Genomic DNA, 16,750 nt, shown 5'->3' on the forward strand with positions numbered 1-16,750 from the left:
GTGCTCGACGCGATCGTGCGCAGCCACCGGGCGGCCACCGACGCCGGGCTGGTCACCGGCATCCACGCCGGCGACGGGAAGATCGGCCACGCCATGGCACGGCTGGGATTCCGGATGATCACGCTGACCTCGGAGTCACAGGCGCTGCGCCGCGGCGCTGCCGAGCACCTGCGCGAGGCGGCCGAGCAGTGACCGACGATCACGCCGCCATCCGCGCCCTGATCGCCGACTCCGCGCTCGCCCTGGACGGGGGCGGCATCGACAGCCCCGAGGAGCAGCCATGAATCAGCGTGTCGCCCTGGTCACCGGCGCCGCCGGGGGCCAGGGCTGGGCCATCGTCACAAGGCTACTGGATAACGGGTTTTCGGTCGCGGCGTGCGATCGGCGGGCCGATGAGCTGGCCCACTCGGTGCACAAGCTAGGCGACGCCGACGTGATCGCCGTCGACCTCGACGTCACCTCGCCGGCCCGGTGGGACGCGGCCGTCGAACTCGTCGTCGATCGCTTCGGGTCGCTGAGCACGCTGGTGAACAACGCCGGCGTGCTGCACCGCGCGTCGCTGGCCGACGAGACGCCGGAGGGCTTCGAAACCGCCTGGCGCGTCAACTGTCTGGGGGCCTTCCTCGGCATGCGGGCGGCCCTGGGGCAGCTGCGCACCGCGCCGAACGCCGCCGTTGTCAACACCTGCAGCACGGGGGCGATCCGCCCCTTCCCGCGGCACAGCGCCTACGGTTCGTCGAAGTGGGCGCTGCGGGGGCTGACCCAGAGCGCCGCGGCCGAGCTGGCCCCGTTCGGCGTCCGGGTCAACGCCGTGTTCCCGGGGCCGATCGCCACCCCCATGCTCGACGACGCCACCCAGCTGCGGCTGGCCGCCGCGTCGGCGTTCGGCCGGATCGGCCGCCCGGGGGAGGTGGCCGACGCCGTGGCGTTCCTGGTCTCCGAGGAGGCCTCGTTCATCACCGGCTCGGAACTGGTCGTCGACGGCGGGCAATGCCTGCAGATCCCATGAAGGTCGGCATCATCGGCGCCGGACCCGGCGGACTCGCGCTCGGAATACTGCTGCGCCGCGCCGGTTTTCACGACTTCACCATCTTCGACCGCGAGGGCGAGGTCGGGGGGACCTGGCTGGTCAACACCTACCCGGGGCTGGCCTGCGACGTCAAGTCACACCTGTACTCGTACTCGTTCAAGCTGAACTCGCAGTGGTCGCGCATGTGGCCCGGGCAGCGCGAGATCCTGGCCTACTTTCAACAATGCGCCGACGACTATGGGCTCCGGCCCCACCTGCGGCTGAACACCGAAATCCGCTCCGCGCGCTGGGATCCGGACACCCGGCGGTGGGGCCTGACCACCGGCGGCGGGGAGCAACACCACGTCGACGTGGTGGTCTCGGCCGTCGGAGTGTTCAGCCGGCCCACGCTGCCGGACCTGGTGGGCCAGGAGCGGTTCACCGGCACACTGATGCACTCGGCGCGCTGGGATCATTCGGTTGACCTGGCGGGCAAGCGGATCGCCGTGCTGGGCACGGGTTCGACGGCCTCGCAGCTGATACCGGAGCTGGCCAAGGTCGCCGCCAAGGTCTATTCGGTGCAGCGCTCGGCGACCTGGGTGTTGCCCAAGCCCGACCGGCCGTACACCGCGCGGGAACGCTGGGTATTCGCCCACGTTCCGCTCGCCAAAAGGCTGTACCGGACCAGGTTGTGGTGGCGCAGCGAGTCCAACATCTCGGTGATCCGCGACGGCAGCAAGAAGACCCGGGATTACACCGACGTCGCCCTGGACCTGCTGGAGCGCACGGTGCGAGACGAGGAACTGCGCCGCAAGCTGACCCCGGACTACCCGATGGGCTGCAAGCGGCTGGTGTTCTCGTCGGAGTTCCTGCCCGCGCTGACCCGCCCGAACGTCGAGGTGCTCGACAGCCCCGCGCGCTGCCTGCGGGCCGGCAGCCTGGTCACCGGCGACGGCGCCGAGCGCGAGGTCGACATCGTCGTGTGCGCCACCGGCTACGCCGCGGCCGACTACCTCGGCGAGCTCGAGGTCTGCGGACAGGGCGGCGTGACCCTGCGCGAGGTGTGGCGCGACGGGGCGCAGGCCTACCTCGGCATGGCCGTTCCCGGCTTTCCGAACTTCTTCATGCTCTACGGCCCCAACACCAACGTCGGCTCCAACAGCGTCATCTTCATGCTCGAGGCCCAGGCGCGCTACATCGTCCGGCTGCTGAAGTACATGCGGCGCAAGGGAAAGACCTCCGTCGCGGTGCGGCCGTCGGCGCTGGCCAAGTTCGTCGCCAAGGTGGACCACTGGATGATCGGCACCGTCTGGACCACCCAGTGCAGCAACTACTTTCGCGCCCCAAACGGGCGGGTGGTCACGCAGTGGCCCCGAAGCGCGCGTACCTTTTGGGGGATGACGCGCAGGTTCAAGCCCGCCGACTTCACGTTCGCGGGCCCCGAGGGCGGCGCCCGGTGAGCGAGCTGGACGGCGCCGAGCGGCTCGACCCGGCGTTGCGTGCGGTCGCGACGACGCGGACCGACTTCACGCCGGCCGCCATCGCGCTGATGCGCGAACCCTTCAACGAACGCCGCCGCGTCGCCGCCGCACAAACCGACGCCCGCGGCGTGCTGATCGCCGACGACGCCGCTCCCGCACCGGGCCGATCGGTGCCGGTCCGCATCTATCGCGGCGCGCCGCCGCCGGCGCCGGCGGTGGTCTACTGCCACGCCGGCGGGTTCGCCCTGGGCAACCTCGACACGGATCACCGGCAGTGCGTGGAACTGGCGGACCGCGGGCGGTGCACCGTCGTGTCGGTCGACTACCGGCTGGCGCCGGAACACCCCTACCCCGCCGCCCTGGACGACGCGCGGGCCGTGCTGCGCTGGGTCGCGGCGAGCGCTGCAGAACTGGGCGTCGACGCGGCGCGCCTGGCCGTTGCGGGCAGCAGCGCCGCGGCGCGGCACCGCCGGTGGCGTTCCAGTTGCTGCACCAGCCGGTGCTCGACGACCGGCCGACCCCGTCAAAGGGGGAGTTTCGCGCCAGCCCGGCATTCGACGGCGAAGCGGCGGAGCTGATGTGGCGCTACTACCTGGGCACGGCGGACCCGCCGCCCGCAGCCGTTCCCGCGCGGCGACCCGCCTCGGGCGATCACCCGCCGGCCCTGATCACCTGCGCGGAGATCGATCCTTTCCGCGACGAGGCCGTCCACTACGCCCGGGCGCTGCTGCGCGCCGGAGCGCCCGCCGAGCTGCACGTGTTCGCGGGCGCCTGCCACGGATTCGATTCGCTACTGCCCGACTGGTCGGAGTCCCGGCGGCTGTACGCCCTGCAGGGCGACGCCCTGCGGCGCGCCTTCGCCTGAGCCGGGGCAGGATGTGCAGTCATGAAGATCACCGGCGTGGACGTCGTACCGTTCGAAACCTTCGTCGACCGAATCTCCTTCGGGCAATTGATGACCGACTACCGGGTGACCCAGACGGTGACGACGGTCCGCACGGACGAAGGCGCCGAGGGCTACTACTTCGGCGGGCATTTCCACGGTGACCAGGACGGGCTGCTCCCCGGGGACCGGGCGCTGGTATCGCAATTCCTGAGCCCGCTGCTGACCGGGCAGGACCCGTTTGACCGCGCCGAGATCTGGCGGCAATTGTGGGCGGCGAAGCTGCCCGAAAACGTCTGCAGCGTCATCGATCTGGCGCTGTGGGACCTGGCCGGCCGGGTGACCGGGCTGCCGGTTCGCAAGCTGCTGGGCGGCGCCCGTGATCGGGTCAAGGCTTACGCGAGCAGCTTCAACAACCTCGGATCACCCGACGACTACGCCGCCCACGCCGCCGACTGCCGCCGCCAGGGCTACCGCGCCTACAAGATTCACCCCTACCATTACTGGAATCCCGAGACGGGCCAATTCGCCCTGCCCCGGCCGTCGTACGTCGACTGGGACATCGAGGTGTGCCGGAAGGTGCGGGCCGCGGTGGGTGACGACATGGTGCTGATGTTCGACCCCTGGGGCACCTACCACACCTACGCCGACGCCCTGCGGGTCGGCCGCGAACTCGAACGGCTGGGCTTCTACTGGTACGAACACCCGATGCCCGAATACCAGGTGGATTCCTACGTTCGGCTCGCGCGCGATCTCGACATCCCCATCTGCTCGCCGGAGGTCGCGGAGGGCGGGATCTACACCCGCGCGGAGTGGATCCGGCGCCACGCGTCGGACATCAGCCGCATCGACGTGCTGCGCGGCGGCATCACCGGCGTGCTGAAGGCGACCGGGATGTGCGAGGCGTTCGGCATTCGCTGCGAACTCCACATGAGCGGCTTCGGCAACATGCAAATCCTCGGGGCCACAAGCGAAGACGTGTGCGAATACTACGAGCGCGGCCTGCTCGGGCCCGGCGTCCGCTACGACGCCGCGCCACCCTACCTCGATGCGCCGTGCGATCCGCTCGGTGCGGACGGGTTCGTCACGCTGCCGTCGGCGCCCGGCCTCGGCTACCAGATCCGCTGGGACTACATCGAGCAGCACCGCCTCCCCGACACCCCGGTGGAACCGGTGGCGCCCATGCATCTCCGGTAGCCATGATGCGGTCTGACAGGATGGCGGGTGATGTCCTGCTGCGATGTCCCGATTCCCGCTGACGGCTGCGACGGCGCCTTCACCATCGACTCGTCGCGGGTGACTTTCGGGCGCGGATGCCTGGCGGAGGTGGGCGACCGGGCCGCCGCGCTCGGGCTGCGGCGGGTGGCCCTGTTCACCGATCCCCGCGTCGGCGCGCTGCCCGTCTTCGCGACGGCGTACGACTCGCTGATCGCGGCGGGACTGGACGTCGTCACCTACACCGACGTCCACGTCGAGCCGACCGACGCCTCCTTTGCGGACGCCGCGCGTTTCGCGCGGGAGTGCAGCCCCGACGGCTACGTGTCACTGGGCGGCGGCTCCGTCATCGACACCTGCAAGGCCGCCAACCTCTACGCCACCCACCCCGCCGACCTGCTTGCCTACGTCAACGCGCCGATCGGCGAGGGCAGGGGCGTACCCGGCCCGCTCAGGCCGCACATCGCATGCCCCACCACCGCGGGCACCGGCAGCGAGGTCACCGGGATCGCGATCTTCGACCTGTTGGCGCTAAAGGCCAAGACCGGCATCGCTTCTCACGCGCTGCGTCCCACGGAGGCGCTCGTCGACCCCGCCTGCACCGCGACCCTGCCCCCCGAGGTCGTCGCCGCGGCGGGCCTCGATGTGCTGTCGCACGCGTTGGAGTCCTACACCGCGCGACCCTATGGCCGGCGGCGGGCCCCCGAACGGCCCAGCCTGCGACCCATGAGCCAGGGCGCCAATCCGTGGAGCGACATGGGCTGCCGCGAGGCGTTGCGCATCTTGGGCCAGTCCCTGGAACGCGCCGTGCACGACGCCTCGGACAGCTCGGCCCGCGAAGACATGATGTGGGCCGCGACCCTGGCCGGCATCGCCTTCGGCAACGCGGGCGTCCACGCGCCGCACGGCATGGCCTACGCGGTGGCGGGGCTGGTCCGGGATTTCCGTCCCTCGGGCTACCCGGCCGGCGAGCCGCTCGTGCCGCATGGAATGGCCGTCATCGTCAACGCGCCGTCGGCATTCCGCTTCACCGCGGAGGTCAGCCCGGCGCGGCACCTGGAAGGCGCCCGGCTGCTCGGCGCCGACACGCGGGGTGCCGGCGCTACGGATGCGGGCGAGGTGCTGGCGGGCCAACTCATCCGCATCATGCGAGCGGTGGGCATGCCGAACGGGCTGAGCGCGCTCGGCTACACCGAGGACGACGTGGCGGCGCTCACCGAGGGCGCCCACCCGCAGCAGCGCCTCCTGCAGAACGCTCCGCGCGAGATGAGCAAACCCGTTCTGGCGCAGTTGTTCCGGCAAGCCCTGAGGTATTGGTAGGCCATGAGTTCAGCTCCTTCGGTTCCCCCCGCGCCGGACGGCCTCACGAGCGACGACTTTCCGGTGCGGTGGCCGGTGGGAACGCGGTGGGCCGACAACGACATGTTCGGCCACCTGAACAACGCGGTCTACTACCAGCTGTTCGACACCGCGATCAACGCGTGGATCAACACCGGCACCGGGCTGGACCCGCTGACCATCCCGGCGCTGGGGATCGTCGCCGAGTCCGGCTGCCGCTATTTCTCCGAACTGCACTTCCCGGAGGGCCTCATGGTGGGCCTGGCCGTCACGCGGCTGGGCCGCAGCAGCGTCACCTACCGCCTCGGCGTGTTCCGGCCGGCCGAGCCCGGCCGCCCGCAGCCGATCACCGCGCTGGGCCACTGGGTGCACGTCTACGTCGACCGCGAGAACCGCAAGCCGGTCCCCATCCCCGACGCCATCCGTGCGCTGCTCGCGACCGCGTGCGTCGGGGCGGTCACCTAAGGTTGGCGCATGCCAGTTTTGAGCAAGACGGTCGAGGTCGTCGCCGACGCATCGGTGATCCTGGGCATCGTCGCCGACTTCGAGGCCTACCCGCAGTGGAACGAAGAGGTCCAAGGACTTTGGGTGCTCGCCCGCTACGACGACGGGCGTCCCAGCCAGCTGCGGCTCGACGCCGACTACCAGGGGATGAAGGCGACGTTCATTCAGGCCGTGTACTACCCGGGCGAGAACCAGATCCAGACGGTGCTGCAGCAGGGTGACCTCTTCTCCAAGCAGGAGCAGCTGTTCAGCGTGGTGGGCGCCGGCTCGTCGAGCCTGCTGACCGTCGACATGGACGTCGAGACGACGATGCCGATCCCCGCGCCGATGGTGAAGTCGCTCGCCGGCAACGTCCTGGATCACCTCGCCGAGAACCTCAAGCGGCGCGCCGAGGAGCTCGCGGCCGGCTAGTTGGTCAGGCCGGGGAGTCAGCCCGGAATACCCATCCGCTCGCGCATCTCGCTGAGCCGGTTGGCCGCGTCGGTGAACTGCCAGACGGTGTGCTCGATGACGGCGGCGGCGTCCCGGCGGCGCAGCGCGGCGATCAGCTGGTGGTGATTGTCGACCGCCGCCGCACCCCACAGCGGGTCGGAGGCGTACACCTGCACGGGCATGTAACGCGCCGCGTTGAGCAGGAACCAGGCCAGCTTGATCCGGCCGCTGGCGTGATTGAAGACGCGGTGGAACGCGAACTCGATGCCCGCGATGGTTTCGGCGTCGCCGGCGTTGACCGCCGCCGCGAGGCCCTGGTTGATGCGCTCGAGCTCGTCGATCTGGGCGTCGGTGATGTGTTCGGTGGCCGCGGCCGCCAGCTCCCGGGCGATGGTCGCCTGCAGCCAGAAGATGTCCTGGATGTCCTGCCGGGTGAGCGGCAGCACCACGTGACCGCGATGCGGCTCGAGCTGCACCATGCCCTCGCCGCGCAGCTTGAGCAGCGCCTCGCGCACCGGGGTGATGCTCACCCCGAGCTCGGCGGCGGTCTCGTCGAGCCGGATGAACGTCCCCGGGCGCAGCGTCCCGGACATGATCGCCGCGCGCAGGCGGGCCGTCACCTCGTCCGACAACTGCGCCCGGCGCACCGGGCGCCGGCTCCTCATCGTCGACGAGGGTTGTGTCGATATCGGTGCGTTCACGTCAGCTGCCAGGGCTTTCGGGGACTTGGCCGGGTCTTGTCAGGGGACCGTTAAAGCCATAGTGTGACCCAGACAACACCATGTTTTATCAAATATCAACCTGGCGCAAGCGGTGCGCGAGTGAAGGGGAGGTGTTCCGTGACCGCGCAACTGGCCGGCCGTGCGACCCGGGCCACCGACGAGCTGTACCGGGCCCGGCGGCAGAACTGGGTCAACCAGCTGGAGCGGCACGCCCTGATGCAACCGGACGCGACGGCGCTGCGGTACCTGGGCAACACCGTGACGTGGTCGGGGCTGCAGCGGCGGGTCGCGGCGCTGGCCGACGCGCTGAGCCGCCGCGGGGTCGGCTTCGGCGACCGGGTGATGGTCCTGATGCTCAACCGCCCCGAATTCGTCGAGTCCGTGCTCGCCGTCAACATGCTCGGCGCGATCGCGGTCCCGCTGAACTTCCGGCTCACCGCGCCCGAGATCGCGTTCCTGGTCGAGGACTGCGAGGCCCGCGTGGTGATCACCGAAACCGTGCTGGCCCCCGTGGCCACCGGCGTCCGCGAGGTTCAGCCGCTGCTGGAAACCATCGTCGTCGCCGGTGATCCGACCGGTGACCGCGTGCTGGGTTACCAGGACCTGATCGACGAACCCGGCGGGTCCCACGAGCCCGTCGACATCCCCAACGACTCGCCCGCCCTGATCATGTACACCTCCGGCACCACCGGCCGGCCGAAGGGCGCCGTGCTGACCCACACCAACTTGACCGGGCAGACGATGACCGGCCTCTACACCACCGGCGCCGACATCAACAGCGACGTCGGATTCGTCGGCGTCCCGTTCTTCCACATCGCCGGGATCGGCAACCTGCTCACCGGGATCACGCTGGGGACGCCCACGGTGATCTACCCGCTCGGCGCGTTCGACCCGGGCCAGTTGCTCGACGTGCTGGCCGCGGAGAAGGTCACCGGGATCTTCCTGGTTCCGGCGCAGTGGCAGGCGGTCTGCGCCGAGCAGCGGGCCCGGCCGCGCGAGCTGAGGTTGCGGGCGATGTCCTGGGGCGCCGCGCCGGCGCCCGACGCGTTGCTGCGCGAGATGTCGGCGACCTTCCCGGGCACCCACATCCTGGCCGCGTTCGGGCAGACCGAGATGTCGCCGGTCACCTGCATGCTGCTCGGCGAGGACGCCATCCGGAAGCGCGGATCCGTCGGCAAGGTGATTCCCACCGTCGCCGCCCGAGTGGTCGACGAGAACATGAACGACGTGCCCGTGGGCGAGGTCGGCGAAATCGTCTATCGCGCACCGACACTGATGAGCGGCTACTGGAACAACCCGGAGGCCAGCGCGGAGGCCTTCGCGGGCGGCTGGTTTCACTCCGGGGACCTCGTGCGGATGGACGAGGAGGGCTACGTCTGGGTCGTCGACCGCAAGAAGGACATGATCATCTCCGGCGGCGAGAACATCTACTGCGCCGAGGTCGAGAACGTGCTCGCCAGCCATCCCGCGATCGCGGAGGTGGCCGTGATCGGCCGCGCCCACGAGAAGTGGGGCGAGGTGCCCATCGCGGTCGCGGCGGTCACCGACGAGGATTTGCGGCTGGAGCACCTGGCCGAATTCCTGGCCGAACGGCTGGCCCGGTACAAGCACCCCAAGGCGCTCGAGATCGTCGATGCCCTGCCCCGCAACCCCTCCGGGAAGGTCCTCAAGACTGAGCTGCGGGTGCGGTACGGGTCCGTGACTGTCACCGAAATGCGTTCTGAAATAAGGGATTCCACAACGAGTGAGGGTGATTGACGGGACCTGTAACGTTTGCCAGCTGTTGACGAAGGGTTAATTGTGCAGATGCGGTTCACACGTGCGAGACCATCGGGTACATTCCTGTGGTCGCCGTTACTACCTGCGAGTAGGGAGCCGATGGTCACACTTGTAGGGTCTGGGCGGGGAGGCCCACGGAGTGGCCGACAACAGGGTTCGCCGCGGCGCGGTGGGGCGGGCGACTCGGGTGCGAGGGGGATGCGGTGACGTCGACGGCTTCGACTTCGACGAGTCGGCGCGGACCCTATCTGGTCAGCTTCATGCGCGACCAGCTGCAGACGCCGCTGACCCTGATCGGCGGGTTCTTCCGGATGTGCGTGCTGACCGGGCGGGCGTTGTTCCGCTGGCCGTTTCAATGGCGCGAATTCGTCCTGCAGTGCTGGTTCATCATGCGGGTGGCGTTCTTGCCGACCATCATGGTCTCGATCCCGCTGACCGTTCTGCTGATCTTCACCCTCAACGTCCTGCTGGCCCAGTTCGGGGCCGCCGACCTGTCCGGCGCCGGCGCGGCGATCGGCGCGGTCACCCAGCTCGGCCCGCTGACCACGGTGCTGGTGGTCGCCGGCGCCGGGTCCACGGCGATCTGCGCGGACCTGGGCGCGCGCACCATCCGCGAAGAGATCGACGCGATGGAGGTGCTGGGCATCGACCCCATCCACCGCCTGGTGGTCCCGCGCGTGATCGCCGCGACCCTCGTCGCCACGCTCCTCAACGGCCTGGTGATCACCGTCGGCCTCGTGGGCGGATACCTGTTCGGCGTCTACCTGCAAAACGTCTCGGGGGGCGCGTATCTGGCGACCCTGACCACCATCACCGGCCTGCCCGAGGTGATCATCGCGACCATCAAGGCGGCGATCTTCGGCCTCATCGCCGGTCTGGTCGGCTGCTTCCGCGGGCTGACCGTGCGCGGCGGCTCGAAGGGTCTGGGAACCGCCGTCAACGAGACCGTCGTGCTCTGCGTGGTCGCGCTGTACGCGGTCAACGTCGTGCTGACCACCATCGGCGTGCGGTTCGGGACGGGGCACTGACGTGTCGACCGCCGCCGTAGTCCGCGCCCGCTATCCCCGGGCGGTAGAGAACGTCCGCCGCTACGGCGGCGCTTTGGTCCGCGGGATCGACGACATCGGCCAGATGGCCTGGTTCGGGGTGGTCGCCGTCGGGAACATCCCGCACGCGCTGCGCCTCTACCGTAAGGAGACGTTGCGGCTGATCGCCCAGATCGGCATGGGCACCGGCGCCATGGCCGTCATCGGCGGCACCGTCGCGATCGTCGGGTTCGTGACGCTGTCGGGCAGCTCGCTCGTGGCCATCCAGGGCTTCGCGTCGCTGGGCAACATCGGTGTCGAGGCCTTCACCGGGTTCTTCGCCGCGCTGATCAACGTGCGCATCGCCGCGCCCGTCGTCACCGGGATCGCCATGGCCGCCACCGTCGGGGCCGGCGCCACCGCGGAACTCGGCGCCATGCGGATCAGCGAGGAGATCGACGCGCTGGAAGTCATGGGCATCAAGTCGATTTCGTTCCTGGCCACCACCCTGATCATGGCCGGACTGGTCGTCATCATTCCCCTGTATGCGCTCGCGATGATCATGTCGTTCCTGTCCCCGCAGATCACCACCACGGTCTTCTACTCCCAGTCGCAGGGCACCTATGAGCACTATTTCCGGACATTCCTGCGACCCGACGACGTGTTCTGGTCATTCCTGGAGGCCATCATCATCACCGCGGTGGTGATGATCACCCACTGCTTCTACGGCTACAACGCCGGCGGCGGACCCGTCGGCGTCGGCGAGGCCGTCGGCCGGTCCATGCGCTTCTCGCTGGTGTCGGTTCAGGTCGTCGTTCTGGCTGCCGCGTTGGCGCTGTACGGCGTCAACCCCAACTTCGCCCTGACGGTGTAGCGCGATGACGTCACCGGTGAAGGTCAACGCCCCGAGGAACCCGCCGTACAAGCTGGCCGGGGTGGCGATGCTGGTGGTGCTCGCGATCATCCTGGTGCTGGTGTACGGGCAGTTCCGGGGGGACTTCACGCCCAAGGACAAGCTGACGATGGTGGCGTCGCGCGCCGGACTGGTGATGGACCCCGGTTCCAAGGTCACCTACAACGGGGTGGAGATCGGCCGGGTCGCCAACATCGCCGAGACGGTGCGCGACGGCAAGCCGGCCGCCAAATTCACCCTCGACGTGTACCCCAGGTACCTCTCGCTGATCCCGGCGAACGTGAACGCCGACATCAAGGCCACCACGGTGTTCGGCGGCAAATACGTCTCCCTGACGACGCCCAGGGACGCCCAGGGCAACGTCGTCGCCAAGGGGCACCTGAACCCGAAGTCGGTGATCGACGCCAGGTCGGTGACGACGGAGATCAACACCGTCTTCCAGACGATCACCGAGATCGCGCAGAAGGTGGACCCCGTCAAGCTGAACCTGACACTGAGCGCGGCCGCGCAGGCGCTGTCCGGCCTGGGTGACAAGTTCGGTCAGTCGATCGTCAACGCCAACGCGATCCTCGACGACGTCAACCCGCAGATGCCGCAGGCCCGCCACGACATCCAGGCCTTGGCCGCGCTGGGCGACACCTACGCCAACGCCGCGCCGGACCTGATCGAATTCCTCAACAACGCCGACGTCACCGCCCGCACCATCAACGCGCGGCAGAAGGATCTGGACCAGGCCCTGCTGGCGGCGGCCGGGTTCGGCAACACCGGCGCCGACATCTTCGAGCGCGGCGGCCCGTATCTGGCGCGGGGTGCCAGGGACCTGGTGCCGACGGCGCAGTTGCTGGACACCTACAGCCCGGAGCTTTTCTGCACGGTTCGCAACTATCACGACATCGAGCCCAAGGCCGCGTCGTTCCTCGGCGGCAACGGCTACTCGTTGAACACCGAGTCCGAAGCGCTGTCCGGGTTGGGCCTGCTCGCCAACCCGATATCGCTGGTCCCCCTGGCGCTGTTCACCAACGGCCTGGGTCCCCTCGCCGGGCTGATCGGCGGGGCGCCGAACCCCTACACGTACCCGGAAAACCTGCCCCGGGTGAACGCCCGCGGCGGGCCTGGTGGCGCGCCGGGCTGCTGGCAGCAGATCACCCACGATCTGTGGCCCGCACCCGAGCTGGTGATGGACACCGGCAACAGCATCGCTCCGTACAACCACCTGGACACCGGGTCGCCGTACGCGATCGAGTATGTCTGGGGCCGCCAGGTAGGGGATAACACGATCAACCCATGAAAATCACCGGTACGCTCGTTCGACTCAGCATCTTCGCGTCGGTGCTGCTGGCTTTCACTGTGATGATCATCGTGGTGTTCGGTCAGCTCCGTTTCCAACGCACGTATGCGTACTCGGCGGAGTTCGCCAATGCCAGCGGCCTGCGGGAGGGCCAGTTCGTCCGAGCCTCCGGCGTCGAGGTCGGCAAGGTCGGTTCGGTCAAGGTGATCGACGGCGGCAAGCGGGCCCTGGTCGAGATCAGGGTCGACCGCTCGATACCGCTCTACCAGTCGACCACCGCGCAGATCCGGTACCTGGACCTGATCGGCAACCGCTACCTGGAACTCAAGCGCGGCCAGGGTGAGGGCGCCGACCGGGTCTTGCCGCCCGGGGGTCTCATCCCGCTGGCGCGGACGTCGCCGGCGCTGGACCTCGACGCGCTGATCGGTGGCTTCAAGCCGCTGTTCCGGGCGCTGGACCCGCAGAAGGTGAACACCATCGCGACGGCGCTCATCACCGTCTTCCAGGGGCAGGGCGGCACCATCAACGACATCCTCGACCAGACCGCGCAGCTGACCTCGCAACTCGGCGAGCGCGACCAGGCGATCGGCGAGGTGGTCAAGAACCTCAACATCGTGCTGGACACCACGGTTCGCCACCGCCAGCAGTTCGACCAGACCGTCAACAACCTCGAGGTGCTGGTCACCGGGCTGAAGGACCACGCCGACCCGCTGGCCGCCGGGACCGCGCACATCAGCAACGCCGCCGGCACCGTCGCCGACCTGCTGGCCGAGGACCGCCCGTTGCTGCACAAGACGATCAACTATCTGGACGCGATACAGCAGCCGCTCATCGACCAGCAGGACCAGCTGCAGGACTACCTCAAGCGGGTGCCGACCGCGCTGAACATGATCGGGCGCGCGATCGGTTCCTACGGCGACTTCGTCAACTTCTACTCCTGCGACATCACCCTGAAGTTGAACGGGCTGCAGCCGGGCGGGCCGATCCGCACGGTCCGGCTCTTCCAGCAGCCGACGGGCAGGTGCACGCCCCAATGAGAACGCTGGAGCCACCCAACCGGGTCCGCATCGGCCTGATGGGCATCCTCGTCACCGTGCTCGTCATCGGCGTCGGGCAGAGCATCACCAGCGTGCCCATGCTGACGGCCAAGCCCGAGTACTACGGGCAGTTCACCGACACCGGCGGCCTCAGCACGGGTGACAAGGTCCGCCTGGCGGGCGTGGACGTCGGCAAGGTGGAGAGCCTCAAGATCGACGGGGACCACATCCTGGTCAAGTTCAACATCGGCACCCAGCGGATCGGCACCGAGAGCCGGCTGGCCATCAAGACCGACACGATCCTCGGCAAGAAGGTCCTCGAAGTCGAGGCCCGGGGCAGCCAGCAGCTGCGCCCCGGCAACAGCCTGCCGATCGGCCAGAGCACCACGCCCTACCAGATCTACGACGCGTTCTTCGACGTCACCAAGGCCGCCTCCGGGTGGAACATCGACACGGTCAAGCAGTCGCTGCACGTGTTGTCCGACACCGTCGACCAGACGTACCCGCACCTGAGCGCCGCCCTCGACGGGGTGGCCAAGTTCTCCGACACGATCGGCAAGCGCGACGAACAGATCAAGCACCTGCTCGCCCAGGCCAACCAGGTGGCGAGCGTTCTGGGCGACCGCAGCGAGCAGGTGGACCGGTTGCTGGTCAACGCCAAGACGCTGCTCGCCGCGTTCAACGAGCGGGGCCGGGCGATCGACGCGTTGTTGTCCAACGTCGCCGCGTTCTCCGAACAGGTCAAGGGGCTGATCAACGACAATCCCAACCTCAACCACGTGCTGGAGCAGCTGCGCACCGTCAGCGACATCCTGGTCCAGCGCAAGGACGACCTGGCGACGGGATTCACCGAGGTCGGCAAGTTCCTCCCGTCGCTGAACGAGGCGATCGCGTCGGGGCCGTTCTTCAAGGTGGTCCTGCACAACCTGCTCCCAGGCCAGATCCTGCAGCCCTTCGTCGACGCCGCCTTCAAGAAGCGTGGCATCGACCCGGAGAACTTCTGGCGCAGCGCCGGGCTGCCCGAGTTCCGCTGGCCCGACCCCAACGGCACCCGGTTCCCCAACGGCGCCCCGCCGCCCGCGCCCCCGGCGCTGGAGGGCACCCCGGACCATCCCGGACCGGCCGTACCCCCGGGCTCGCCGTGCTCGTACACGCCGGCCAATCCCGGCGGCAACGTCACCGTCGGCGACGAGGGGTTGCCGCGGCCGTGGAACCCGCTGCCCTGCGCCGGCGCGGACGTCGGCCCCTTCGGCGGTGTGGGCTTCCCGGCTCCGACCGACGTCGCGTCGTCGCCGCCCAACCCCGACGGCCTGCCGCCCACGCCCGGCATGCCGATCGCCGGCCGGCCGGGCGACCCGCCGCCGAACGTGCCGGGCACCCCGGTGCCTGTCTCCTTATACACGTTCGCGCCCGGCCTGCCGCCGGGTCCCCCGGCACCGCCGGGACCCGGCAACCAGTTGCCGGCACCATTGATCAACCCCGGGGGAACCGGAGGCAGCGGCGCTGCGGGAGGGGGTAGCCAGAATTGAGCACCATCTTTGACGTCCGCAACATCCGGCTGCCGAAGCTGACCCGCGCGACCGTGATCATCGGGTCGATCGTCGTGGTACTCGCCCTCGTCGTCGGATTCGTCGGCTGGAAGCTCTACGAGAAGCTGACCACCAACACCGTGGTGGCGTACTTCTCGGCGGCCAACGCGCTATACCCGGGCGACAAGGTCCAGATCATGGGTTACCGGGTCGGTGCGATCGACAAGATCGAGCCCGCCGGCGACAAGATGAAGGTCACCTTCCATTACCAGAACAAATACAAGGTGCCCGCCAACGCCTCGGCGGTGATCCTCAACCCCACCCTGGTCGCATCGCGCGCCATCCAGCTGGAGCCGACCTACAAGGGCGGCCCGGTGCTGGCCGACAACGCGGTGATCCCCGAGGACCGCACGCAGGTGCCGGTGGAGTGGGACCAGCTGCGCAACAGCATCACCAACATCATCTCCAAGCTGGGTCCCACACCCGAGCAGCCGAAGGGCCCGTTCGGCGAGGTGATCGAGTCGTTCGCCGACGGGCTCGCCGGTAAGGGCAAGCAGATCAACACGACGCTGAGCAGCCTGTCTCAGGCGGTGACCGCCCTCAACGAGGGGCGCGGCGACTTCTTCGCGGTGCTCAAAAGCCTGGCGCTGTTCGTCAACGCGCTGCACCAGGACGATCAGCAGTTCGTGGCGTTGAACCAGAACCTCGCCGACGTCACGACCCGGCTGGCGCACAACGACACCGACCTGGCCAACGCCGTCCAGCAGTTCGACGGCCTGCTCTCGACCGTGCGGCCGTTCCTCGACAAGAACCGCGAGGTGCTCACCCACGACATCGACAACCTGGCGACCGTGACGAACACCCTGCTTCAGCCGGACCCGCTGAACGGGCTGGAGACGGCGCTGCACGTCCTGCCGACGGCCGCCTCCAACATCAACCAGATCTACCACCCGTCGCACGGCGCCGTGGTCGCCATCCCGTCGATCACCAACTTCGCCAACCCGATGCAGTTCATCTGCAGCTCGATCCAGGCGGGCAGCCGCCTGGGGTATCAGGAGTCGGCCGAGTTGTGCGCGCAATACCTGGCGCCGATCCTCGACGCGATCAAGTTCAACTACCCGCCCTTCGGCCTGAACCTGTTCAGCACCGCCGAGACGCTGCCGAAGGAAGTCGCCTACTCCGAGCCGCGGCTGCACCCACCGAACGGTTATAAGGACACCACCGTGCCCGGGATCTGGGTTCCCGACACCCCGACGTCGCACCGCAACACGCAGCCGGGCTGGATCGTCGCCCCCGGCATGCAGGGCCAGCAGGTGGGGCCGATCACCGGCGGGTTGATGACGCCGGACTCGCTCGGCGAGCTGATGGGCGGCCCCGACATCGCGCCCGTCCAGTCGAACCTGCAGACCCCGCCGGGGCCGCCGAACGCCTACGACGAGAGCCCGTCTCCGGTGATCGGGCAGAACCCGCCGCAGGTTCCGATCCCGCCACCGCCGCCGGGGCCCGAAGTGGTCCCCGGACCCGTGGCGCCGACACCCGCTCCCCTTGACGCAGGACTGGGCCAGTGAGGCGCGCGACGAGCGCGGGACGCGCGA

14 protein-coding genes and 2 pseudogenes are annotated in these 16,750 nt (G+C 69.0%); 15 read left to right on the forward strand and 1 reads right to left on the reverse strand.

Annotated elements, in window-relative coordinates; genetic code table 11:
- The 8 genes and pseudogenes from BN971_RS21490 to BN971_RS21525 form a co-directional block, all read left to right on the forward strand.
- Positions 1–192 (forward strand): annotated as a pseudogene (locus BN971_RS21490) (HpcH/HpaI aldolase family protein); the annotation flags it as partial.
- 88 nt (positions 193–280) lie between these two features.
- Positions 281–1,009: an SDR family NAD(P)-dependent oxidoreductase gene (locus tag BN971_RS21495; protein WP_085179548.1), complete on the forward strand. Its 729-nt coding sequence runs from the start codon at positions 281–283 to the stop codon at positions 1,007–1,009.
- Positions 991–2,469: a flavin-containing monooxygenase gene (locus BN971_RS21500; protein WP_085179547.1), complete on the forward strand. Its 1,479-nt coding sequence runs from the start codon at positions 991–993 to the stop codon at positions 2,467–2,469. Before BN971_RS21495 ends, BN971_RS21500 begins: the two co-directional genes overlap by 19 nt.
- Positions 2,466–3,355 (forward strand): annotated as a pseudogene (locus BN971_RS21505) (alpha/beta hydrolase). The gene BN971_RS21500 and the pseudogene BN971_RS21505 overlap by 4 nt, the downstream one beginning before the upstream one ends.
- Positions 3,356–3,376: 21 nt before the next feature.
- Positions 3,377–4,570: an enolase C-terminal domain-like protein gene (locus BN971_RS21510; RefSeq protein ID WP_085179545.1), complete on the forward strand. Its 1,194-nt coding sequence runs from the start codon at positions 3,377–3,379 to the stop codon at positions 4,568–4,570.
- A 30-nt stretch (positions 4,571–4,600) separates the two neighbouring features.
- Entirely contained in the window at positions 4,601–5,908 is a 1,308-nt protein-coding gene (locus BN971_RS21515) for a hydroxyacid-oxoacid transhydrogenase (protein ID WP_085179544.1), read from the forward strand.
- A 3-nt stretch (positions 5,909–5,911) separates the two neighbouring features.
- Positions 5,912–6,391 (forward strand): acyl-CoA thioesterase, encoded by a 480-nt coding sequence (locus BN971_RS21520; protein WP_085179543.1) that lies wholly within the window; start codon positions 5,912–5,914, stop codon positions 6,389–6,391.
- Between the two features lie 9 nt (positions 6,392–6,400).
- On the forward strand, positions 6,401–6,841 hold the full coding sequence (locus BN971_RS21525) for an SRPBCC family protein (RefSeq protein WP_085179542.1): 441 nt from the start codon (positions 6,401–6,403) through the stop codon (positions 6,839–6,841).
- A gap of 17 nt (positions 6,842–6,858) precedes the next feature.
- Here BN971_RS21525 and BN971_RS21530 read toward each other — a convergent pair whose 3' ends face one another.
- Complete coding sequence (locus tag BN971_RS21530) at positions 6,859–7,563, reverse strand: GntR family transcriptional regulator (protein ID WP_085179541.1); 705 nt, start codon at positions 7,561–7,563, stop codon at positions 6,859–6,861.
- A gap of 138 nt (positions 7,564–7,701) precedes the next feature.
- Between BN971_RS21530 and fadD5 the strand changes: the two genes are divergently transcribed.
- From fadD5 to BN971_RS21565, 7 genes are all read left to right on the forward strand, one after another.
- Positions 7,702–9,342: a fatty-acid--CoA ligase FadD5 gene (fadD5, locus tag BN971_RS21535; protein ID WP_085179540.1), complete on the forward strand. Its 1,641-nt coding sequence runs from the start codon at positions 7,702–7,704 to the stop codon at positions 9,340–9,342.
- A 281-nt stretch (positions 9,343–9,623) separates the two neighbouring features.
- A complete protein-coding gene (locus BN971_RS21540; protein WP_085179539.1) occupies positions 9,624–10,391 on the forward strand; it encodes an MlaE family ABC transporter permease in 768 nt (255 codons plus the stop codon).
- Between the two features lies 1 nt (position 10,392).
- On the forward strand, positions 10,393–11,262 hold the full coding sequence (locus BN971_RS21545; RefSeq protein ID WP_090350548.1) for an MlaE family ABC transporter permease: 870 nt from the start codon (positions 10,393–10,395) through the stop codon (positions 11,260–11,262).
- A gap of 4 nt (positions 11,263–11,266) precedes the next feature.
- Positions 11,267–12,589, forward strand: a complete 1,323-nt coding sequence (locus BN971_RS21550; protein WP_085179537.1) for an MCE family protein — start codon at positions 11,267–11,269, stop codon at positions 12,587–12,589.
- Complete coding sequence (locus tag BN971_RS21555) at positions 12,586–13,626, forward strand: virulence factor Mce family protein (RefSeq protein ID WP_085179536.1); 1,041 nt, start codon at positions 12,586–12,588, stop codon at positions 13,624–13,626. The genes BN971_RS21550 and BN971_RS21555 overlap by 4 nt, the downstream gene beginning before the upstream one ends.
- The gene (locus BN971_RS21560) at positions 13,623–15,155 is read left to right on the forward strand and encodes a virulence factor Mce family protein (RefSeq protein WP_090350549.1); all 1,533 of its coding nucleotides are present in this window, start codon (positions 13,623–13,625) and stop codon (positions 15,153–15,155) included. The genes BN971_RS21555 and BN971_RS21560 overlap by 4 nt, the downstream gene beginning before the upstream one ends.
- Positions 15,152–16,723 (forward strand): virulence factor Mce family protein, encoded by a 1,572-nt coding sequence (locus tag BN971_RS21565; protein WP_085179534.1) that lies wholly within the window; start codon positions 15,152–15,154, stop codon positions 16,721–16,723. The genes BN971_RS21560 and BN971_RS21565 overlap by 4 nt, the downstream gene beginning before the upstream one ends.
- Positions 16,724–16,750 lie beyond the last annotated feature (27 nt).

It is taken from the genome of Mycobacterium bohemicum DSM 44277 (assembly GCF_001053185.1).
Classification (GTDB): domain Bacteria; phylum Actinomycetota; class Actinomycetes; order Mycobacteriales; family Mycobacteriaceae; genus Mycobacterium; species Mycobacterium bohemicum.

Coding starts and splice junctions, on each gene's coding strand:
- BN971_RS21520 (WP_085179543.1), top strand. CDS start 5,912: ATGAGTTCAGCTCCTTCGGTTCCCCCCGCGCCGGACGGCCTCACGAGC.
- BN971_RS21495 (WP_085179548.1), top strand. CDS start 281: ATGAATCAGCGTGTCGCCCTGGTCACCGGCGCCGCCGGGGGCCAGGGC.
- BN971_RS21550 (WP_085179537.1), top strand. CDS start 11,267: ATGACGTCACCGGTGAAGGTCAACGCCCCGAGGAACCCGCCGTACAAG.
- BN971_RS21560 (WP_090350549.1), top strand. CDS start 13,623: ATGAGAACGCTGGAGCCACCCAACCGGGTCCGCATCGGCCTGATGGGC.
- BN971_RS21510 (WP_085179545.1), top strand. CDS start 3,377: ATGAAGATCACCGGCGTGGACGTCGTACCGTTCGAAACCTTCGTCGAC.
- BN971_RS21540 (WP_085179539.1), top strand. CDS start 9,624: ATGCGCGACCAGCTGCAGACGCCGCTGACCCTGATCGGCGGGTTCTTC.
- BN971_RS21500 (WP_085179547.1), top strand. CDS start 991: ATGCCTGCAGATCCCATGAAGGTCGGCATCATCGGCGCCGGACCCGGC.
- BN971_RS21525 (WP_085179542.1), top strand. CDS start 6,401: ATGCCAGTTTTGAGCAAGACGGTCGAGGTCGTCGCCGACGCATCGGTG.
- BN971_RS21555 (WP_085179536.1), top strand. CDS start 12,586: ATGAAAATCACCGGTACGCTCGTTCGACTCAGCATCTTCGCGTCGGTG.
- BN971_RS21515 (WP_085179544.1), top strand. CDS start 4,601: ATGTCCTGCTGCGATGTCCCGATTCCCGCTGACGGCTGCGACGGCGCC.